This is a genomic window from Bifidobacterium sp. (assembly GCF_022640935.1).
Taxonomy (GTDB): domain Bacteria; phylum Actinomycetota; class Actinomycetes; order Actinomycetales; family Bifidobacteriaceae; genus Bifidobacterium.
Window position 1 is genome coordinate 161,629 of record NZ_JALCCV010000002.1, and the last position, 19,536, is coordinate 181,164.

Here is a 19,536-nt window from a genome sequence, read left to right on the forward strand (position 1 = left end):
GCTCGACGCGAATGCTGTTGTGGGGCATATTCGATTGACGTATGCGGTATTGCCACGCAACATGACGAGAACGACTGACGGGTCTCATACGCTGATGACGTCCATGGGCATGGCGGAATCGATCGGGAAATCGGGCGCGGAAGGGGTTACGCCTGCCTCGACGAGGTTGACGCCGAGCATGGCGACCATCGCGCCATTGTCGGTGCACAGCTTCAGTTGCGGGATGCGCACGTCGATGCCGTGCCCGGGTCCGACTTCGAGCAGCTTGGCGCGCAGCTGCGAATTGGCCGAGAATCCGCCGCCTACAATCAGCGTGCCGGAGCCGTACTGCTCGCAGCCATGAATCGCCTTGTGCGCCAGCACGGTGGCGACGGAATCAGCCAGGGACGCACACACGTCGTCGACTGGGATTTCGCATCCGGCATCTTGTTGCCGCTCGATCCAGCGGGCCACGGCGGTTTTGACGCCGGAGAAGCTGAAATCGTATGGGTGCTCGCGCCCGGCCCTGCCCTGGGTCAGTCCTTGAGGCACTTTAATGGCCTGCGGATCGCCGTTTTGCGCATGCTTGTCGATATGGGGGCCGCCCGGGTAGGGGAAGCCGAGCAGCCGGGCGACTTTGTCGAAGCACTCCCCTGCCGCGTCATCCAGCGTGGTGCCGACCACATCCACATGCCGCGCCACGTCAGCGACGTGCAGCAGCGACGTATGACCGCCAGAAACGATTAGCGCGAGCACATCGGGCGGGAAATCTCCGAATTGCAGCTGTGTCACGGCGATATGCCCGATGACGTGGTTGATGCCGTAGATCGGCTTGTTCGCGGCCCACGCCAGCGCCTTGGCGCCGGACACGCCCACGGCCAGGCATCCGGCAAGGCCAGGGCCAGCGGATACGGCAATCGCGTCGATGTCCGACAGCGTCATGTCGGCATCGGCCAGTGCCTTGGAGACGACCGGCACGAATGCCTCGGCGTGTGCGCGCGATGCGATCTCAGGGATCACGCCGCCGTAGCGTGCATGCTCGTCCATCGAGGAGGCCACAACGTTCGAGACGAGTGTGCGGCCCCGTACAATGGCCGCAGCCGTTTCGTCGCAGGTGGATTCGATGCCCATTACTACGGGTTCGCTCATAGTTCTTCCCTTTTCTGCGTCCGGCCTGTTGCAAGACGGTTCGTTTCGCGGTTCATCATTGCGTGTTGATTCCGTTTTTTGCCATTGCGCGTTCTGCGGTTCCATGGCTGTCGGGCATATTAGCCCTGATGCCGTCCGCATTCATATACTCTGCGTGCTCTGTCCGGAATCCCACGATATGCGGCCGCAGATCCAAGCTCATCGTATACGCATCAACGTTTTCAGGCTGGTAGTATCTCCGGCGCAAGCCCAGCCGTGTGAAGCCGAACCGGTGATACAGCGACAATGCGGGTTCGTTGTCGACGCGGACTTCGAGCAGCATGCGCCGCGCCCCGTGCGCGCGGGCGTCGTCGATCAGCCGGCGAAGCATGCCGTTGGCAATGCCTTTGCGGCGGTATGCCTCGCCCACGCCGATGGTCATGAGTTCGGCGTCGTCACCGTCGTACCAGTAGCCTGCATAGCCGCGGATGGGCGGCGTTGCAGGCGCTGCCTTATCAGCCTCTGTCAACATCACGGGCGCGGCAGCATCGGGAATATCGACGACATATGTGCGGGCAGGAGCCGACAGCTCCTCGCGGACGGTTTCCTCGCTCCATGCGCCGCGCCCGAACAGCTCGCGCTCCATTCGCGCGATGCGGATGACGACTGAGCCGCGTTCGAATGTGTCAATGCCGACGATCATTTACTCGGCCCTGTCGGCGCCGGCGTGGTGAAGCACGTGTTTGAGCGGATTGGGCACCGAAACGTCCGGACGGCGTAGGTACAGCGGCTCGACCGTATCGGCCGGGGAAACAGCGCGGCGACGCGTACGGGAATCGGCGACTCTGTCGCCATGGCTACCGTTACCTTTACCGGCATGCATTGTCCCTCTATCCGAGTGGGCATAATTGGCATACCAAGCCAGCCCATGCGCGCCCATATCCAGCACGGAAGTGTCAAGCACCAAGCCGAGCCGCGACAACGTCGACCAGCACGCGGCATACTTGGCGGCGCCATGGCCGACGATATCGACTGCCGTGTGCGTGCCCAAACGATTATCACGCTGCCTGACGGCCTCACCGACCCGTTCGGCGATGCGCTGTGGATAGTCGATATCCATATCGATCAGCACGTCGCCAGCGGTACGCGACTGATACGAAGCCGCATCGTCGGCACCGGTCATCACAGTAAAATACAGCTGCCTGCGGCGCGCGTCATTGACCGCCAGCGTCACATAGGAGACGTCTGCCGATGACGCTGATGAGGGCAGCGCCTCCTGCCGACCAAGCGTGAGCAATTCGGCGGTTTTGGGGAACGAAAATTCGCCATGCCGATGTGCCGCCATCATGCCCGCCTGCACGCTCAGAATATCTTGTCCAAGCAGCTCGGCGCCCGTGGCGAAAGCGAGCGCCTTGGCCGTCACGATGCCTGCCCGCAAACCGGTGAACGGAGCCGGGCCTACGCCTACGACGATGCGTTCGATGTCGGATGGCTGCAAGCCTGCCCGGCTGGTTGCTGTGCCGATATCGACTTGCAGACGTTCGACATGGGTGCGCGAATCGCGTTCGATAACCGGCTCATAGCCGACGACGCCTACTGTCGAGCCGTATGAGGTGTCGATCACCAAAGTATTCGTCATAGCTGTTCCTCCCCCGCACCTGTGGCATTGCCACCGACGAGCGTACAACCGGCACTGGAAAGCACGGCATCGAGTTGTTCTCCATTCCACCGTTTGCCGACTGGAATAAGCGTGACGATGCGTTCGCCGTTCTCGCTCAGTTCGGGCGGTTCCGTGCCATCGTGCGGATGGCCGGCATCCATTGCATCGGCAACGGCTCGGGAGCCACTGCCGCGCGCGATATGGATTTCCAGCCGTTCAGGGGCAAACGCGGCGACCATCTGCTCGCCCCATTCCATAAGCACTACCGTATGCTCGCTCGGATCTTCCAGCTCTTCATCGAGCCCGAGCGACTCGAGCTCGTCTAGCAATGCATCGACGCTGTTCTGCCCGGGTGCGAAGCGCTCGCCGCCGAGACGATACGCGTCGACGTGCACGCAATGGGCCGCGCTGCCATCGCCGAAATGTCCGTTCATTTCGCGCGCGATGGTGAACGTGGGCGACACGATAGGCCCTGTGACGCCCAACCCTGCGCCGAAGCCTTGCGCAAACGTCGTTTTCCCGGCGCCCAGCGGCCCAGACAGCAGGATGACATCACCGCCACGCGTCAAGCCAGCGACATATTCGCCCAGTGCACGCATGCTATGCGGTGTGGGGATGCGCAGCGAGATTGATTGCGGGCGCGCGGAACGGTCGATGCCGGAGCCTTGCCCTGCGGAAGGCGCTGCCGCGGACTTCGTATTCTTAGCAGCGTTCGAGCGAATGCTGTCGGGCTGTGTTGTGTTCATGATTCCTCCGTCAATCTCGTCGACCGCATTGGTTGCACTCGTATGTTGCCGCCGCCCGCGCTGCCGTTATTCGCGTTATTCAGCCCAGCGTATCCTACTCGGTTGTCGCTGGTTGCCTTGGATACGTGGCGGTTTGATGGCGCTCACAAGCTTCGTCCCTTGCCGCTGATGGTTTCAATCGAGCGTTCGAGCGCGTACACCGGGTCCCCGCCGCTGCTCTTGCCCTGCTCGTCTGCCCAGGCCAGCATCTGTATGCATGCGCCGAGGCCTGCCGAAGTCCAGCCGGACAGCTGTCGCATCGCGTTATTGAGCACCCACGGGTTCGTTTTCGTCTCGGCACGCGATATCCTTCCGGCGCGTACAGCCGAAGCCTTGGCGATGGTGCGCAGCTTCATGGCGAGCGCGCCGATCAGTGCGATGGGATCAATGCCTTGCTGCAGCGCGGCGCGCATCGACATGATGGCCTCGGCCATGTGGCCTTCCACCGCCGCGTCGGCGACGGCGAATCCGGTGACCTGCGGGTTGGCAGTCAGATACTGATTGACCCTGTCCAGCCCAATCGGGTCGTCGTCGAAGTCGAAGCACAGCTGCGCGCACATCGCGGCAAGCTCTCCTGTCCTATCGCCAAGGACCGAAACAAGCTGCTGGGCGGCCATTGGGTCGACTCTGCGATGTTCCCGCTCGAAACGCTGCATGACGAAGTTGATGCGGGCTTCTGGGCGTTTGAGATCGGGAATCTTCTCTTGAAACGCACCCGCCTTGACCAGCTGGTCAACCAAGCGCTTGGCCTTCATGCCGCCCTCATGCTGGGCGATGACGATGCCGGAAGCCGGTTCGCCGGCGTTCGCGCCGCGGCAGTATGCGACCATGGCCTCGCCAAGCTGATCGTCGGCGTTCTGCAGAGCGCGAACGAGCACAATCGCGCTATCGCTGAGCAGCGACGGGCCTACTGCCTCGTCGAAGGCGTATTGGTCGCCATCCGCGGCGTCAAACTCGATGAGCTCCGCGCCCGGAATTTGCCGTTGCGCGCGGTCGCGCAAGTCGCGCATGGTCTGCTCATTGAGGTAGGAGTCGCCGCCCAGCACGATGGTGAAAGGCGCAGGCGCCGCTGTTGTTCTTGCCATGCTTTCAATCTCGCTGCATCGGTGGACAAGGGCATTCCGCGTTTGTTCCCGGCAGCGCCGTCATCATTGCCAGTGCCGCTGAGGACGTTTCCCCTTATGCTTATGCAACATCACGGGCCACGGATCTTGTCGCTTCTGTTGGCATCGAACGCTTCAGGCATTGCCCGTATCCACAACGCGATGGGAGCAAGCCAGTTGCGCCGGTATGGGGTTCCTGTTTCACCGGCGCGTGCGCTGTTGCGCAGCCGATAGCGCTGTGCGATGACGATTGTCGACGCGCCCATAGCTTCGCATATGGCGATCAGCAACGCACCTCGCCAGCCTTCAGCCCAAGGCAAAGCCGCCCAAGAACTACCGCCCAGCCATTGGGCGCAGCGTTCCATGATCACGGTCAGGGCGCTCGCCAGCCAGGCAAAGGCAAATGACAGCTGAGCGTTGCACACTGCCGTGAGGAGAGCGACAAGACCGAGCATGGTGGCGGCGCCGACCACGGGGCTGATGATGAGGTTTGCCGGCACGCTGAGCAACGGCACTTGCGGCTCCATCATGACTTGAATCGGCAGGGTCAGCGATTGCGCCGACAACGTCACAGCCATAGCCTCGGCTACGCTTTTTGGCAATAGTGCTCCCAGCCGTTGGGCCATGCCTTTGGCGAACAGCACGATGCCGAGCACCGAGGCGCAGGATAAGGCGAACCCGAAGCTGTGAGCCATCGTCGGATTGACGATCAGCACAAGCACTGTCGTCCAGCACAGCGCGTTCAATGCCTGCGGACGTCTGCCGGCGAGCAGCGCCGCCGCGTTCAGCAAGCCCATGACCAGCGCGCGCATGACTGAATCCGAAGGGTAGACGAGCATCGACAGCAGCACAAACGCACCGGCCAGCGATACGGCGATGATATAGCGCGGCGCCCGCAGATAGGCAGCGAAACGCTTGACTAATGCTCCAATCAGCACGAAATGGCCGCCTGACACGGCCATTAGATGCATGATGCCTGATCGGGCGAAACGCTCCTCGAGCAGACCGGCGTAGGTCGCGTCCACCACCTCGCGCCCCGATGATGCGGCATGCTCTTGGCCAAGCAGGCCGATCGTCAATCCGGGCACGAGCATGCGACCCTGATCGGACAAGCCGTCGGTCACGGCGAAGAAATGTTCCTGCATGCTCGTGATGGTCGACTGCATAGGGTTCGGCGCGCGAATTGCCGTCACACAGTCCTCGCTGCGGCATATCAGCCACACATCGGCCTTGCCAAAACGGGCCAGCTCCAAGCGTGCGGATACTTGAACAGTCGCCCCATTCTTCATGCGATCGCAATCCGCTCCCGCAGCGAAGACACGCACGGCATGAGTGCTGGGCTGTATAACACGGCCATCGCCGATCATCGACAATGTCGCGTCAATCTGGCAGTCAGCTTGACGGAGATCGGCAGTGCGAACGGGCGTATTGATACGCATGCGCGCGATCCGCTGCCCTGGGCTTGCCCTCGCCTGCGCCATCGCGGGATCTCGCCAAGCGATAGCGGCGTTGCCCCATGTGGCTGCTGCGCCCAGCAAAGCAAGGCCTGTCAGCAGCATTCCCGTCATGCGCCATGCCTTGCCCATGGAATGGCGTTGCGCCGGCAACCGCGCAAACGGCATACTCTGATGTGCAGCATACGATTTCGTTCTCAAACTCAGCACCAGTATGGCAGCATGCTGGATGAGCATGGCCGATGCAACCGCTATGCCGACTGCCATGACGACGGTCGCCGTCACGCATGCCGTGCGAAAGGGCGTCGGCATGCCGGCGAGAGCAGCGCGCAACCCTGTTGCTTTGTGCGGCTCGGCAGTCACCACGGCATTGAATATCCAGCGCGTAAACAGGCATGACGCCCATGCGGCAAAGGCTGCTGGCAGCATGCGCCAATCACGACTGCCTTGTGCATTGAACGAAATTTCGGCGTCCGTCATGACACGGTCACCTGTGATCGCAGTTTCTCTAAGGTTTTAGGCCCAATGCCGCTGATATCGAGCAACTGGTCGATGCTGGTGAATCGTCCGATGCGTTGGCGATGCTCGAGTATGCGCTGCGCAGTGACCGGCCCTACCCCGGAGATCGTATCCAGCTCTTGCATGGTGGCGGTGTTGAGGTTCACAAGGCCTGAATCCTTTGCCGCCGGATTGCTCGGCGTCACGAGTGAGGCCGTCGGGCCATCAGCCGGCGCAGTGGCGGTGTGCTGGGGAATTTGGGTTTCTTCGGGCGCATTGCTCTTTGATTCGTCGGCAGAACTGTTGCTCGATGGGTTATCGCTTGCGTTCCCACCAACAGAAGAGACGTCACTGCTGTTCAGCTGTTGCGCCGAAGCGGCATGGTAGTTTATTGACTGCCTGATCAGCATGGTCATGCTGGCGCACAGTGCAGTGCCGAGGATAAACATGACCACCACCGCATACCAAGGCTCGGAAACCAGCCGAGGCATATCACGCCGCTTCCGCCGCCTTGCCTCGTGCGGCGCAGCTCCGCGTCGCGCTGATCCCCCAGGTGACGTTTCCTCTTTTCCGGCATTATCGGCAGGCACCAGGGGCGACGGATATTGGTATAGCAAATCGAATCCGGATGTCTGGATTGGATCGTGAACTGCGCTGTTCACATCGGGATGCCGACCTTGTCGGAAGGCTTGGCCCGGAAATTCACGCTGGTGGTGCTGAAGAGCATTGACAGAGCCGTCCAACTCGGCTAGGCGGAGCGCGCCCCGGGATTCCTCTTTTGGCGCGCCGGCACGCAATGATGCGTGGCGGCGGCGCCTTCGGCGGTCCTGACCGTTCCACGCATCCGCAGACTGATTCGCTGCGCTCGGTTGTGCAAAGAGGCTCATACCATCCTGTATAAAGCAGGAATCCCATGCACTCCACCCGCAACGACCTTTGTGGTCAAACGCCTGGGCTTATCCACAGCACTGGAGTGTCGAGGCTACGAGCAGCGCACCGCGCTGCTCGTAGCCTCGACCGAGCGCCTGCCAAGGGCGCGAAGGACTCAGCCTGTGGCTGAGCCCTGCCCAATAGGAACCAGATTATGTCTTCGGCACGCCCGAGGACAGGAACGTCGAGCCGTAAAACCGGCAGCCAATGCCTTCTCACTCGATGAGATGCGCGACGGCTTCCAATGCCAGCCGGTAACCATAGAAGCCCATGCCGGTGATGGTGCCGGTGGCTACCGGGGAGATGACGCTGTGTTTGCGGAAGGCATCGCGCGCCGACGGATTGGAAATATGGACTTCCAGCAAAGGCAATCCGGCATCAGTGACCATGTGGGCGGCATCGGACAGGCCGTAACTGTAATGGGTGAATGCCGCGGGGTTCATCACCACCGGCGTTTTCTCGTCGACGGCCCGATGCATCCACCCGATCATCTCGGCCTCGTCATCGCTCTGCCGCACCTCGACGTGCAGACCGAGCTCACGTCCCCAGCGTTCGCACTGCTTGGTCAACGAAGCCATGTCCTCGTTCCCGTAGACATCGGGCTCCCGTACCCCAAGCCGACCCAGATTCGGTCCGTTGACGACGATGACGTTGCGTGTGACCGTGCGCATGACCTCGCTGCGAGTCATTTCCATGGCTGTCCTGCTTTCTTGTTTCATGATTCCTGCTCGCAATCCCGTGTTCCGCCGCTCATGCTCATAGCTGCATGGCCGGCCGAACCGGCGCGCTACTTGTCTGCCGGATCCTGCTGAACGCGCACGAACGCCTCGTGCACGGCTTCTTGTGGCGGGTCATCGAGGTGGATGGGGTGGCCGATGCCGTCCAAGATCACGAATCGAAGCGTGTCGCCGCGCGCCTTTTTGTCGCGATGCATGAGATCGAGCACCTCATCCCAATTTTCGTGCTGCCACGCGACGGGCAGGCCAAGAGACCTGAGCAATGAGCGGTGATAGTCGACCAGATCTTGGTCGATATAGCCCAGAAGATGCGCCAGCTCGGCCGCGTACACGCATCCGACCGCCACTGCGTTGCCGTGACGCCACGTGAAATGCTCGAGCGTTTCGATGGCGTGGGCCAACGTGTGCCCGTAATTGAGGAACTCGCGCAGCCCGGCCTCTTTGAGATCGTTGGAAACATGATAGGCCTTGACGCGCACGGTCCGCTCAATCAGTTCGGAGACCACCGGCTCCAACGGCGAGTCGATGAACGATCCGCCATCGAAGCCGCGCAGCTCGTCAGCGTGGTCTTCGAGCAGATCGAGAATGCCCTCATCCATGATGAGGCCGGATTTGGCGACTTCGCCAAGGCCTTCGATGAAGATGTCGTTGGGCAGCGTTTCGAGTGTCCTGAGATCGGCGAGCACTCCGGCAGGCGTGTAGAAGGATCCGACCAGATTCTTGCCTTGCGTTGTGTTGACGCCGGTTTTGCCGCCGGTCGAGGCATCGACCATCGCCAGCAGTGAGGTCGGGCAGTTCACATAGCGAATGCCGCGCATCCAGGTCGCTGCCACGAATCCGGCCAGATCAGTAGCCGCTCCCCCGCCCAGCCCTACGATCGCGTCGGAGCGGGTGAATCCTTCGCGGCCCAAGCGCTCCCAGATGCCGTTGGCCACCTGCACGGTTTTGCCCGCCTCGGCATCCGGAATGACGACGTCGGAAACGAGATACCCGGATTGCCGCAGCAACGCCCTGGCATGGTCGGCGTGCCGCTGGACCGGCTGGGTGTGGATCAGCGCCACTTTCGTAGGGTTATCCCCTAAGGTCTCGGGCAGCTGGCGCATCGAGCTTTCGCCGACGCGCACGTCGTAGGCTTCGATGGCCTTGCCGGTGATGTGAATCGTTCGCTGCATGATCGCCTCCGTCAGTTTTTTCGCGGCCATATGCGGTGTCGAGCCGTGCGTGCGCACATGCAGGTTCGACAAGGCCGTGAAAACCGGGTCGCGCTGTTCGAACAGCTGTTTCCAGCGTGCATCGGCATCGCCGCTGAGCATAGGCCGGTTGCCTCCCCGTCGTGCCCGCTCCATGGCCTCGCGTGGATCGGCCTGCAAATACACCAGTTTGCCGCCATCGGCCACATATTGTCTCAGTGCCCTTCTCGTCTCCGTTGTCATTGGCGCGCCCCCGCCAAGCGAGAGTATGCCGTCATAGTCCTCAAGCAGGCCTTGGATCAGCGATGCTTCCACGCTGCGGAAGGCAGTTTCGCCGTGCCGTTCGAAGTATTGGGCGATGCCCATGCCGATCTCATCTTCGATGCGCTGGTCGGCGTCGATGAACGGCGCGCCGAGCAATGCGGCGGCCTGACGCCCCACGCGCGTTTTGCCCGCTCCGGGCATGCCTATGATGACGGCCAGCGGTCGATGTGATGTCATGGCGATCCTTTTGTTCAGCTGTCTGCCGGTATTTCGTCGGGCGTTATTCCGTGCTGATGCCGCGGTGAGAGACGAAGCCGTTCAGCACATGTGCTTCGGCCAAGAAGCGAGGTACTGCTCGGCGTTTCGCTTGGTTTCGTCGACGCTGTCGCCGCCGAACTTGTCGAGTGCGAATGCAGCCAGCGTAAGCCTCACCATCGCCTCGCACACCACCGAGGCGGCGGGCACCGCTGTGCTGTCGGAACGCTGGTTGATGGCCTGCGCAGCCTCGCCTGTATGCACGTCGACAGTACGCAGCGCGCGCGGGATCGAAGGAATAGGCTTCATCGCGGCCCGCACACGGATGGTCTCGCCGTTCGACATGCCGCCCTCGATGCCGCCGGCGCGATTGCTCAGTCGCGTGATGCGTCCGTTTTCGCCCGGGACCATTTCGTCGTGCGCCTGCGAGCCGAAGCGTTCAGCCTCGCGGAACCCGTCGCCGATCTCGACGCCTTTGATCGCCTGGATGCCCATGAGCGCGCCTGCCAGCGCCCCGTCAAGCCGGCGGTCGGATTCCACGTAGGTGCCCACGCCAGCGGGCATGCCGTAGGCGAGCACTTCGACGACGCCGCCAATCGTGTCGGCTGCGGCCTTGCCTTCGTCGATGCGCGCCATCATGCGCCGCGCGGCTTCGGCGTCCAAGGTACGTACCGGCGAGGCGTCGAGCGCATCCAAATCGTCCGGGGTGGGCAGCTCATAGTCGTCGCCGACGCCCACTCCGCCGATCGAAATGACATGCGAGACAGTGCGCACGCCGAGCGATTGCTCTAGGAATCGCGCCGCAACCGCGCCTAATGCCACACGGGATGCGGTCTCGCGCGCGCTGGATCGTTCGAGCACCTCGCGCACATCGACGAAACCGTATTTGCGCATGCCAGTCAGGTCGGCGTGCCCTGGGCGCGGCCGGGTCAATGGCGCGTTGCGGCCGGTATCGGGCAGCTCGCGGTCAAGCGGGTCGGCGCTCATCACTTCCGTCCATTTGGGCCATTCGGTGTTGGCTATTTCGATGGAGATCGGCGAACCGATCGTCAGCCCGTGGCGCACGCCGGTGAGCAGCCGGATCTTGTCCTGTTCAAACTTCATCCGGGAACCGCGCCCGTAACCCAAGCGGCGTCGCGCCAGTGCATCGGCGACGTCCGCGCTTGTGACGCGCACTCCAGCGGGCATCCCCTCGATCATGGCCACCAGCGCCTCGCCATGCGATTCGCCTGCAGTCTGCCAGCGCAACATGCCTTCTCCTTCCGTCTGCGGACAACTTCCCCTATCTTACTGTCATGCCCTACTTCTGTCTTCTGCCCAGTCTCATATGCGGATGCCTGCTGATCCTCGAGGATATCCGCAGCCGGCGCGTGCCCCGCGCTTGGGTCGGCGCAGGCATGCTCGCGCAATGCGCGGCGCTGGTTGTGTACGGGGTGAGCAGCGGCCGCCCATGGGGATTCCTGATAGCTTTGGGCTATTCGCTGCTCGCCGGGGTCATGCAATGGGCATTGTCGCATCTTCGAACAGGCAGCTTGGGATTCGGCGATGTGACCAGCGTTGCCATGACAGCTCAGGCAGTAGGCTGGTTCGGATTCGGCGTTTTCGTGCAGTGGTGGCTGATCATGGGTGTCGGCGGTCTCGTGTGGATCATTTGCTGGAGCGGTTTTGCAAGGCTGCGCAAAACTACGCAGGGATTTTCGGACGCAGGGCTGCGCCCGGTACCATTTGTTCCGGTCATTGTGATTTCCGGAATCGTCGCGATCGCTATCGGCTGAAATCGGTGCGGCAGGCATGCCGACTGCGGATCGGCTAGTTCGCGCCCGCGTTGGAGCTCTTGTATTCGTCGCGCAGTTTCCAGAATTCAGCCTCGGTCGTGGCGAACTTCGTTTCGCCGGTCTTCAGGTTCGTCGTCACGAAATACAGCCAGTCGCCTGCCGGCGGATTCATCGCCGCGGCGAGCGCCTTATCCCCCGGATTGCTGATCGGCGTGGGCGGCAATCCGGCATGGACGCGGGTATTGTATGGATTGGTGGCGTCGGTCAGCATCTTGCCTGTCAGCTTGTCGGCGCTGATGCCCAGACCATAGGCGACAGTGGTATCCATACCCAGGTTCATGTGCTTGTTCAGGCGGTTGAGAATGACTCGGGCGACTTTGCCGTAGTACTCATTCGAATTGACCTCGGATTCGGCGATCGAGGCGATGATGAGCGTCAGCTCTCGCTGTGCGCCTGCGGGAACGCCCAGCTCGTTCAGCTTGGTGACGCGTTTATCGACCATGGATTTCATGATCGCATTCGCCGAGCCGAGCGCATTGACGTCGTATGTGCCCGGCTCAAGCCAGCCTTCGAATTTCCCTCCGGCCTCCGCTGGCAGGATCCCTGCGCCCTTCGCGTCCAGAATGGCTTGGAATTTCCCGCGGTCGATGCCGGAAATCTTCGCCGCGCCCGTGACGACATCGGCGACGCGCTCGCCGGAGCGCACTTCCAGGAATCCTGTCGCCTTGCTCTGATCGGACAGTATCGCGATCACGTCCGTGGACGACATACGGTACTTCAGCTCGTACGTGCCGGGATACAAGGTGCTGCTGTTGGCGTCCGCCGTGCTGGCGAATGTCGCCTGGGATTTGATGACGCCGGCCGCCTCGAGCTTGTGCGCGATCTGTCCGACGCCTTCGCCGCTGGTAATGACGAATTGAACGCTGCCGCTTCCTGGCCCTGGATAATCCGAAACCTGCGCGTCGGGAGCCGCTCGGCCTTGCGTCCATGCGCTGAGCTTGACATAGCCGAAATATCCGCCGCCGAAGATAACGCCCAGGATGGCCACGATGATGATCAATACCTTGCTGATCGTGTGTCGGCGCCGCTGGCGGCGTCGGCGCATTTCACGACGCGATCGCGGAGGTTTCGGCGGTTCTGGCGATGCGGAGGCGGCGAAAACCGGATTTGAGCGCGCGCCGTCATCGTCCTTGCCGGCCGCCTTGTTTCCCGGCTTGCCATCGGGGGAATCCTCGTCGAATCCATTTTCGTCGAAGAAGGCGTTGAAATCTTCGGGCACTGATCGCTCCTCTAGTTGGTTCTCGCATCCAGCGCTGACTGCAGAATCACTACAGCCGATTGCTGATCGACCACCGGGCGGTGCCGCTTGCCGGCGACCTGCGCCTCACGCAGCTGTCGGTGCGCACTGACCGTGGTCAGTCGTTCGTCAAGCAATGCTATCGATGGTATGTCATGAATCGATGACGTGCCATCCGCGCTGAGCGCAGTCAAGCGCTTGGCCAGATTCGCCGCCCAGCGCCTGGCCTTCTTCGCGCTCTTGCCTTCGCTGCCATTGAGCTGCAGCGGCAGTCCTATGACTACGTGGCTGATGGGATTATCTTCGTCGGCGTGTCCTTCTATGACTTCGATCGCGGCGTCAAGCGCGCGGAAGGAGTCGCCTCGTGCGTCGAGGTTCCCGGCCGGATGGGCGAAGGTGAGCTCCGGGTCGGACAGTGCAAGTCCGACCCGGGCATCGCCAAGATCCACGCCAAGCCACGTCACAGGGCATCAGGCCTGTGCCACGGCTTGGGACAGGGCACCCAACGCCGCATCGATCTTCGTGGCATCGGTGCCGCCGCCTTGGGCGAAGTCGGGCTTGCCGCCGCCGCCGCCGCCGAGCACCTTTGACGCTCCGCGCACGAGATCCCCGGCCTTGATGCCGAATTTCCGGGCTGCTGCGTTGGTGGCAACGGCGACCATGGGCCTGTCCTCGTCGCTGATGCCTGCCAAGGCGACGACCGCCGGCACCTCTTCGCCCAATTGGCCGCGCACGTCGAGCACGGTTTTGCGCAGGGATTCGAATGATCCGAAATGACCGACGTTTTTTGTCGCGACCTTCACCGGAGCATTGGAATCCTTGGTTTGCTTCACCAGCTCGGGCACGGACGCAGCAAGCTGGGCCTCGTACATCGCGGCGAGCCTGCGGTCCGATTCCTTGAGTTTGGCCAGCAGCACGTTCAGACGCTCGGCCAGTTCGTCAGGGCGGGCGTTGAGCGTATCGGAAAGCTGAGAGACGAGTGCATGCTCGCGTGCATTGAAGTCATATGCGCCTTGTCCTACGACGGCATCGACGCGCCGGACCCCCGAGCCGATGGAGGCTTCGGCCATGATATTCACCGAGCCGATCTTGCCGACGTGGTCGACATGCGTGCCGCCGCACAGCTCGCGGCTCCAGCCGTCTTCGCCGATCGAGACGACGCGCACGATATCACCGTATTTTTCGCCGAACAGGTGCATGGCGCCCAGTGCGATGGCATCGTCGAACCTCATTTCCCTGGTGGTCACGCCCAGATTGTCGCGCAGCCGGTCGTTGACCCTGGCTTCGACCGCGCTCATCGCGTCCCTGCTGGGAGCTTTGGACCATTGGAAATCGAAACGCAACCGGTTCGGCGCGTCCTCGGAGCCGCGCTGGGTGGCCTGGGGCCCAAGCTCTTCGCGCAGCGCCTTGTGCACCATATGGGTTGCCGTATGCGACCGGGCGATAGCGCCGCGGCGGGCCACATCGATATTGGCGCTGATCTGAGAGCCGACCACCAGCGTGCCTTCGGTAAGTCGGCACTGATGCACGATAAGATCCTTGATCGGTTTTTGCACATCGTCGACCTCGAGCACGGCGCCCTCGTCGGAGATGATCTCGCCCTGATCGGCCAGCTGACCGCCGCCTTGCGCGTAGAACGGCGTGCGGTCGAGAATGACCTCGACCGTGGCCGGCGCGTGCACGGCAGGAACCGATCCCTTGCCCTGCTGCATGATGCCCAACACGCGCGAGCGGCTCGAATAGTCGGTGTAGCCGAGGAATTTGATCGGCTGCGCGAGTTTCTTCTTGAAGTCGTCGTAGATGCTCACATCGACGTTATGGCGTTTCTTCAGTGCATCGGCGCGGGCGCGCGACTTCTGCTCGTCCATCAACTCGCGGAACTTGCGTTCGTCGACTTTGACTCCCTGCTCTTGCGCCATTTCCAGCGTCAGTTCGATCGGGAAGCCATAGGTGTCGTGCAGCGTGAACACGTCTTCGCCGGAAACTAGCGGCACCTTGGAACCTTTGGCCTTGGAAACCGCGGCATCGAGAATCGTCGTGCCCTTCTCGAGTGTGCGGCGGAAGGCATCCTCCTCGCCGTAGGCGGATTCGGAGACTTCGTGGAACGTCGTATCAAGCTCGGGGTAATTCGGCACCATTGCGGCCTTGGAGACCGGGAAGAGCTCAGGAAGTACCAGATCACTCACGCCCAGCATACGCATGGAGCGCACCGTGCGGCGCAGCAGGCGGCGCAGCACGTAGCCGCGCCCCACATTGCTCGGGCGCACGCCGTCGCTCATGATCATCAGCGCGGAGCGCACATGGTCGGCCACGACGCGGAAACGCACATCGGCTTCCTCGTCCTCCCCATAGGTTCTGCCGGTCAGCTTTTCGGCCGCCTCAATGACCGGATAGACCTCATCGGTCTCGTAGATATTCTGTTTGCCCTGCAGCAGGTAGGCCAGACGTTCGAGCCCGGCGCCGGTGTCGATGTTCTTGTGCTCGAGCTCGCCGACGATATGCAGGTCGGTTTTCGACTTGACGTTGTCGACCTCGTAGTTCTCGAACACGAGGTCCCAGATCTCGATGAAGCGTGTCTCGTCGGCCGCTGGGCCGCCGTCCTTGCCATACTGGGGCCCGCGGTCCACGTAGATCTCGGAGCAGGGACCCCCGGGACCGGGGCCGCCGGTGGTCCAGAAATTGTCTTCCATGCCGAATATCTGCATATGCGCGGGGTTGAATCCTTCGTTGCGCCACAGCGAACGAGCCTCTTCGTCGTCCGTGTAGGTGGTGACCCACAGTCTCTCGGGGTCGAAGCCGTAGCCGCCCTTGTCCTGCGGCGAGGTCAGCAGCTCCCAAGCGTAATGGATCGCCTCGGCCTTGAAATAGTCGCCGAAGGAGAAATTGCCCAGCATCTGGAAGAATGTGCCATGTCGCGTGGTCTTGCCGACCTCGTCGATGTCCAACGTGCGCACGCACTTCTGGTTGGACGCCATGCGCTTGGACGGCGGGGTCTGCTCGCCGAGCAGGTACGGGATGAAGGGGACCATGCCGGCGATGGTGAACAGCGTGGTCGGGTTCGGCGAAATGAGCGAGGCGGAGGGCACGACGAGGTGCCCCTGCTGCTCGAAATAGTTCAGATAGCGCTTGGCGATTTCCGAAGTGCGCATAAGGGCGTGAGCTCCTTGGATGGTTGATATTGATGCGGTCATCACTGCATGATCGCAGGCGACGCGGCACGATGCCGGGTTCGCGCAGGAATCCGGCGCGCAACTTGCCTAGCCGGCTGCACCTGCGATTGCCAATGCCCGCACGCTCGGCATGCCAAGCATGCGCGGATCTCCGATGCCGGCCGGAAAGCAGACCGACTTGGACGCGAAATTCGTCGTGAGAACGCAGTGATGGTTGTTTTCTATTGTCTGTCACAAATACAGTACATTGCCTTATTAGCCGGCAGCGCGTCGCAGTCGCATCAGCTACATTGCATTGCAGCTGAATTACGTTGCAGCCCAGGTGACCGCGAACGGCTGGCTAGGTCAGTGCACGGATCCGGCATAGCGCCGGTTGAGCTCGTCCTCGCGGGCCTGCCGGGCGACATTGAAGTCGTGGACAAGGCCTTCGAGCGTTCGGATGCCGACACGCTCCTGGTCGGGGCCGAGCAGGAACTGGCGGGCATTGTCCGGCGTTTTGGCCTTGATGTATGCTTGGGCCTTGGAGACGGCGATAACGCCGATAACCGCGCCCACGCCGATCCATACGATTCGCTTGAACATCACCGCTCCTTGCCGTCGTAGATGTCGCTGTCGTTATGGATGGCAGCGCTGTTGTTGGTGCCATCGGCAGCCGCCTTGCGCTTCTTGGAGAAGAAGCCCTGCACCGTGGTTTTTGCGGCGTATGCGCCCGCAGCCAGTTTGATGACCGGCTTGCCGAGGAAGGAGCCGTACAGATCGGCCAAAGCGCCGACGTTGCCGGCAGTGGTCGACGCCGCGGACGAGATCTTGTTGACGTCTTCCAACGATTTGTTGACCTGCTTGACCGTCGTCACGCCCTCATCGAGCGCGGGGAGAGCGTGGTCGCCGGTCTCTTTGACCGTTTCGGCGATCTGGTCGAGCAGCTTGCCCAAACGGATCAATGGGTAGATAAGGAAACCCGCCAGCACGGCGAACGCGATCGCCGCCACCAGTCCGGCAATGTCTGCGACACCCATCATGAACCTCGTTTCTTCGGAAATGGACGGCGGCGCTTGCCTTGCCGCAATCCTGCGTCACTCACAATCTAACAGCTCAGGTTATCGAACGCCCCAGACTCGTCCTTCCCTCGCCTCGGAGATCAGTTCAGGCCATGTACGTCACTGGTTGTAGGAGACCACTGTGAAGGCCTGATCGATCGGCTTGCCGATGTCGAAGTCGAATTGCGTCACGCTGCCATTCGCCGGCCGCTCGCCTAAATCGTAGCCTTCGGGCGCGAAGCGGTGCATGAGGCTGAGCAGGGTGTTGCCATGGGAGATCTGCAGGACGTGATCGCCATCGTGCAGAGCCGGGTTGCCTGCGATAAGCGCGTAGCCGCCTTCGATGCGTTGCCAGTACTCCTTGTCGGACTCCGCATCGTGGAACGGGTCGGCTTCCTTGAGAAAGTCGCGGGTGGCACCCAGTCCATACTGCTCGACGATAGCGTTGTAGGTCGGTGCGCCGTGCGGCGCACCTGCCGCCCACCAAGCCGCATTCATGTCTTGACCCTCGAAGTAGCCGTAGAACTGCTCGCGGAAATGCATATCGGCGTGCAGCTCAGGCCTCGCATGCCCGGCCTGCTCGTTGATGCCGAGGATGCGGCTGGCCGTGATCTGAGCGCGCGTGGTGTCGGAGCAGTAGGCCGCGGCGAAATCGATGCCGCGAAGTTTGCTGCCGGCCTTGTCCGCGTCGGCGATTCCCGCCTCGGTCAACGGAGCGTTCGACCAGCCTTGCAGCCGGTTGTATCGATTGAATGACGTCTGTCCATGACGCACGAGATGCAGATGTATAACCATGCCTTACAATTATGCCACAGCACCGTTGTTATGCTGACCTGCTGGCATAATCGAGACATGACACGATTTCTCGCACGTTGGTTGGTAATGACGATCGCCGTGGCGGTCACGGTTCTGATTCTGCCCGGGATGCATACGGTGGGTGATCCCCCGATCTTTGGCTTCGCCGCGTTCGCGCTGTTCATGGCCCTTATCAACGCATCGATCAAGCCGATCGTGCATGTGCTGGCGCTGCCGCTCAGCATCGTGAGCTTCGGGTTGGCCGCCTTGATCATCAATTGGATCTTCATGCGCTTCGCCTCGTGGCTCGCCATCGGGATCTTCGGCGTGGGCGTCGATGTCGGCGGTTTCTGGTGGTCGGTGCTGGCTTCGATCATCATGTCCATCGTCTCGGGCATCGCCGCGGCGGTCGTCGGCAACGATTAGCGAAAACCGGTGGTATGCCCATGTACGCCGCAACTCCAGCTGATGGACGGAATACGAGCCTGTACGCATCTGCGCCACACCGCATAAAAATTGTTGCGCACCCCAACCAAGAGGGAGATGCCCACAGATTCGGCTGCATCGAAGGGTCGCGGAAAACCAACAGCAAAACGTAAAAGTCTGAGATGCGCCCCTCCCGCGCGTACGCAACCGTTTCGAGAAAAGGAACGACCCCGCGCCTGAAGGCGCGGGGTCGTTCGATGTATGTCCCTATCGGGAAGGACCCAGATCAGCGAGCGTAGAACTCGACGACGTACTGGATATTGACCTGCACCGGAATCTCCTCGGTCTCAGGTTTGCGGGTCAGGGTCGCCTTGAGCGAGGCCAGGTTCACGTCCAGATACCCGGGGACGGCGGGCAGCACATCACGGTGCACGCCTTCGGCGGCGATCTGGAACGGCACCATCGTCTGGCTCTTAGGCTTGACCTGGATGGTCTGGCCAGGCTTGACGCGGAAGGAAGGACGATCCACGATGTTGCCGTCGACGAGGATGTGGCGGTGCACCACGAACTGGCGGGCCTGTGCGGTGGTTCGGGCGAAGCCGGAACGCAGCACGAGGGCGTCAAGACGGGTTTCGAGATCGATCAGCATCGCGTCACCGGTCTGGCCGGCGGTGTGAGTGCCCTTCTCATACGCTGCACGAAGCTGCTTCTCCGAGATGCCGTACTGCGCGCGCAGACGCTGCTTCTCGCGCAGGCGGACTGCATAATCGGACTCGGTGCGGCGACGGGTGCGGCCATGCTCGCCGGGAGCATATGGACGCTTCTCGAAGATGCGCTGGGCCTTGGGCGTCAGCGCAATGCCCAGAGCGCGCGAAAGACGCACCTGACGGCGCGCACGCTGAATTTTAGTCATGCTTATTTCCTTTGACTCTGTCGTTATCTGAACGTAAAGCGAAAGCGAACCCTCGCTGAGTCGGCCTCTCCAGTGCTTCATCGTGCCAAGCACGAACGGCGCAATGCCGCCGACCCACTGACGGGCTAAGACTCCAGATA

General features: G+C 61.8%; 19 protein-coding genes. 2 read left to right on the plus strand and 17 right to left on the minus strand.

What is annotated here, in order from left to right; all coding sequences use genetic code 11:
• Nucleotides 1-84: 84 nt before the first annotated feature.
• The 10 genes from tsaD to aroC all read right to left on the minus strand — a co-directional run bounded on the left by tsaD (nucleotide 85) and on the right by aroC (nucleotide 11,234).
• Nucleotides 85-1,128: a tRNA (adenosine(37)-N6)-threonylcarbamoyltransferase complex transferase subunit TsaD gene (gene tsaD / locus LKG04_RS01540; protein WP_291758932.1), complete on the minus strand. Its 1,044-nt coding sequence runs from the start codon at nucleotides 1,126-1,128 to the stop codon at nucleotides 85-87.
• Between the two features lie 55 nt (nucleotides 1,129-1,183).
• Entirely contained in the window at nucleotides 1,184-1,810 is a 627-nt protein-coding gene (gene rimI, locus LKG04_RS01545) for a ribosomal protein S18-alanine N-acetyltransferase (RefSeq protein WP_291758935.1), read from the minus strand.
• Nucleotides 1,811-2,746 carry a tRNA (adenosine(37)-N6)-threonylcarbamoyltransferase complex dimerization subunit type 1 TsaB gene (gene tsaB, locus LKG04_RS01550; RefSeq protein WP_291758938.1) on the minus strand — a complete coding sequence of 312 codons (936 nt, stop codon included), beginning with the start codon at nucleotides 2,744-2,746 and terminating at the stop codon, nucleotides 1,811-1,813.
• Nucleotides 2,743-3,366, minus strand: coding sequence for a tRNA (adenosine(37)-N6)-threonylcarbamoyltransferase complex ATPase subunit type 1 TsaE (tsaE, locus tag LKG04_RS01555; protein ID WP_291759338.1), 624 nt, complete (start codon nucleotides 3,364-3,366; stop codon nucleotides 2,743-2,745). The genes tsaB and tsaE overlap by 4 nt, the downstream gene beginning before the upstream one ends.
• A gap of 290 nt (nucleotides 3,367-3,656) precedes the next feature.
• Nucleotides 3,657-4,637, minus strand: a complete 981-nt coding sequence (gene holA, locus LKG04_RS01560; RefSeq protein WP_291758941.1) for a DNA polymerase III subunit delta — start codon at nucleotides 4,635-4,637, stop codon at nucleotides 3,657-3,659.
• 110 nt (nucleotides 4,638-4,747) lie between these two features.
• Nucleotides 4,748-6,223 (minus strand): ComEC/Rec2 family competence protein, encoded by a 1,476-nt coding sequence (locus LKG04_RS01565; RefSeq protein WP_291758943.1) that lies wholly within the window; start codon nucleotides 6,221-6,223, stop codon nucleotides 4,748-4,750.
• Nucleotides 6,224-6,585: 362 nt separating this feature from the next.
• Nucleotides 6,586-7,098, minus strand: a complete 513-nt coding sequence (locus LKG04_RS01570) for a ComEA family DNA-binding protein (protein WP_291763171.1) — start codon at nucleotides 7,096-7,098, stop codon at nucleotides 6,586-6,588.
• A gap of 654 nt (nucleotides 7,099-7,752) precedes the next feature.
• A complete protein-coding gene (locus tag LKG04_RS01575; RefSeq protein ID WP_291759341.1) occupies nucleotides 7,753-8,208 on the minus strand; it encodes a type II 3-dehydroquinate dehydratase in 456 nt (151 codons plus the stop codon).
• A gap of 116 nt (nucleotides 8,209-8,324) precedes the next feature.
• Complete coding sequence (locus LKG04_RS01580; protein ID WP_291758947.1) at nucleotides 8,325-9,965, minus strand: bifunctional shikimate kinase/3-dehydroquinate synthase; 1,641 nt, start codon at nucleotides 9,963-9,965, stop codon at nucleotides 8,325-8,327.
• An 81-nt stretch (nucleotides 9,966-10,046) separates the two neighbouring features.
• The gene (gene aroC, locus LKG04_RS01585; protein WP_291758950.1) at nucleotides 10,047-11,234 is read right to left on the minus strand and encodes a chorismate synthase; all 1,188 of its coding nucleotides are present in this window, start codon (nucleotides 11,232-11,234) and stop codon (nucleotides 10,047-10,049) included.
• Between the two features lie 44 nt (nucleotides 11,235-11,278).
• On the opposite strand from aroC, the gene LKG04_RS01590 reads away from it, so the two are divergent.
• Nucleotides 11,279-11,758, plus strand: coding sequence for a peptidase A24 (locus LKG04_RS01590; RefSeq protein ID WP_291758954.1), 480 nt, complete (start codon nucleotides 11,279-11,281; stop codon nucleotides 11,756-11,758).
• Between the two features lie 34 nt (nucleotides 11,759-11,792).
• Here the strand turns inward: LKG04_RS01590 and mltG are convergent, their stop codons facing one another.
• The 6 genes from mltG to LKG04_RS01620 form a co-directional block, all read right to left on the minus strand.
• Nucleotides 11,793-13,037: an endolytic transglycosylase MltG gene (mltG, locus tag LKG04_RS01595; protein ID WP_291758956.1), complete on the minus strand. Its 1,245-nt coding sequence runs from the start codon at nucleotides 13,035-13,037 to the stop codon at nucleotides 11,793-11,795.
• A gap of 11 nt (nucleotides 13,038-13,048) precedes the next feature.
• Nucleotides 13,049-13,519, minus strand: a complete 471-nt coding sequence (gene ruvX, locus LKG04_RS01600) for a Holliday junction resolvase RuvX (protein WP_291758960.1) — start codon at nucleotides 13,517-13,519, stop codon at nucleotides 13,049-13,051.
• A 6-nt stretch (nucleotides 13,520-13,525) separates the two neighbouring features.
• Complete coding sequence (alaS, locus tag LKG04_RS01605; RefSeq protein ID WP_291758962.1) at nucleotides 13,526-16,204, minus strand: alanine--tRNA ligase; 2,679 nt, start codon at nucleotides 16,202-16,204, stop codon at nucleotides 13,526-13,528.
• 366 nt (nucleotides 16,205-16,570) lie between these two features.
• The gene (locus LKG04_RS01610; protein ID WP_291758964.1) at nucleotides 16,571-16,807 is read right to left on the minus strand and encodes a hypothetical protein; all 237 of its coding nucleotides are present in this window, start codon (nucleotides 16,805-16,807) and stop codon (nucleotides 16,571-16,573) included.
• Nucleotides 16,807-17,241, minus strand: coding sequence for a DUF948 domain-containing protein (locus tag LKG04_RS01615; RefSeq protein WP_291759343.1), 435 nt, complete (start codon nucleotides 17,239-17,241; stop codon nucleotides 16,807-16,809). Before LKG04_RS01615 ends, LKG04_RS01610 begins: the two co-directional genes overlap by 1 nt.
• 141 nt (nucleotides 17,242-17,382) lie before the next feature.
• Nucleotides 17,383-18,057, minus strand: coding sequence for a histidine phosphatase family protein (locus LKG04_RS01620; RefSeq protein WP_291758966.1), 675 nt, complete (start codon nucleotides 18,055-18,057; stop codon nucleotides 17,383-17,385).
• Nucleotides 18,058-18,114: 57 nt separating this feature from the next.
• Here LKG04_RS01620 and LKG04_RS01625 point away from each other — a divergent pair, with 57 nt between their 5' ends.
• Nucleotides 18,115-18,483, plus strand: a complete 369-nt coding sequence (locus LKG04_RS01625) for a phage holin family protein (RefSeq protein ID WP_291758968.1) — start codon at nucleotides 18,115-18,117, stop codon at nucleotides 18,481-18,483.
• A 286-nt stretch (nucleotides 18,484-18,769) separates the two neighbouring features.
• On the opposite strand, the gene rpsD is transcribed toward LKG04_RS01625, so the two are convergent.
• Complete coding sequence (rpsD, locus tag LKG04_RS01630) at nucleotides 18,770-19,396, minus strand: 30S ribosomal protein S4 (protein ID WP_291758971.1); 627 nt, start codon at nucleotides 19,394-19,396, stop codon at nucleotides 18,770-18,772.
• Nucleotides 19,397-19,536: the final 140 nt, after the last annotated feature.

Excerpts from the sequence above, each read along its gene's own strand:
- LKG04_RS01575 (WP_291759341.1), bottom strand. The coding sequence starts at position 8,208 with ATGCGCACGGTCACACGCAACGTCATCGTCGTCAACGGACCGAATCTG.
- tsaD (WP_291758932.1), bottom strand. The coding sequence starts at position 1,128 with ATGAGCGAACCCGTAGTAATGGGCATCGAATCCACCTGCGACGAAACG.
- rimI (WP_291758935.1), bottom strand. The coding sequence starts at position 1,810 with ATGATCGTCGGCATTGACACATTCGAACGCGGCTCAGTCGTCATCCGC.
- LKG04_RS01580 (WP_291758947.1), bottom strand. The coding sequence starts at position 9,965 with ATGACATCACATCGACCGCTGGCCGTCATCATAGGCATGCCCGGAGCG.
- LKG04_RS01570 (WP_291763171.1), bottom strand. The coding sequence starts at position 7,098 with ATGCCTCGGCTGGTTTCCGAGCCTTGGTATGCGGTGGTGGTCATGTTT.
- LKG04_RS01610 (WP_291758964.1), bottom strand. The coding sequence starts at position 16,807 with ATGTTCAAGCGAATCGTATGGATCGGCGTGGGCGCGGTTATCGGCGTT.
- holA (WP_291758941.1), bottom strand. The coding sequence starts at position 4,637 with ATGGCAAGAACAACAGCGGCGCCTGCGCCTTTCACCATCGTGCTGGGC.
- aroC (WP_291758950.1), bottom strand. The coding sequence starts at position 11,234 with ATGTTGCGCTGGCAGACTGCAGGCGAATCGCATGGCGAGGCGCTGGTG.
- alaS (WP_291758962.1), bottom strand. The coding sequence starts at position 16,204 with ATGCGCACTTCGGAAATCGCCAAGCGCTATCTGAACTATTTCGAGCAG.
- LKG04_RS01625 (WP_291758968.1), top strand. The coding sequence starts at position 18,115 with ATGACACGATTTCTCGCACGTTGGTTGGTAATGACGATCGCCGTGGCG.
- LKG04_RS01615 (WP_291759343.1), bottom strand. The coding sequence starts at position 17,241 with ATGGGTGTCGCAGACATTGCCGGACTGGTGGCGGCGATCGCGTTCGCC.
- rpsD (WP_291758971.1), bottom strand. The coding sequence starts at position 19,396 with ATGACTAAAATTCAGCGTGCGCGCCGTCAGGTGCGTCTTTCGCGCGCT.
- LKG04_RS01620 (WP_291758966.1), bottom strand. The coding sequence starts at position 18,057 with ATGGTTATACATCTGCATCTCGTGCGTCATGGACAGACGTCATTCAAT.
- LKG04_RS01590 (WP_291758954.1), top strand. The coding sequence starts at position 11,279 with ATGCCCTACTTCTGTCTTCTGCCCAGTCTCATATGCGGATGCCTGCTG.
- tsaB (WP_291758938.1), bottom strand. The coding sequence starts at position 2,746 with ATGACGAATACTTTGGTGATCGACACCTCATACGGCTCGACAGTAGGC.
- LKG04_RS01565 (WP_291758943.1), bottom strand. The coding sequence starts at position 6,223 with ATGACGGGAATGCTGCTGACAGGCCTTGCTTTGCTGGGCGCAGCAGCC.
- tsaE (WP_291759338.1), bottom strand. The coding sequence starts at position 3,366 with ATGCGTGCACTGGGCGAATATGTCGCTGGCTTGACGCGTGGCGGTGAT.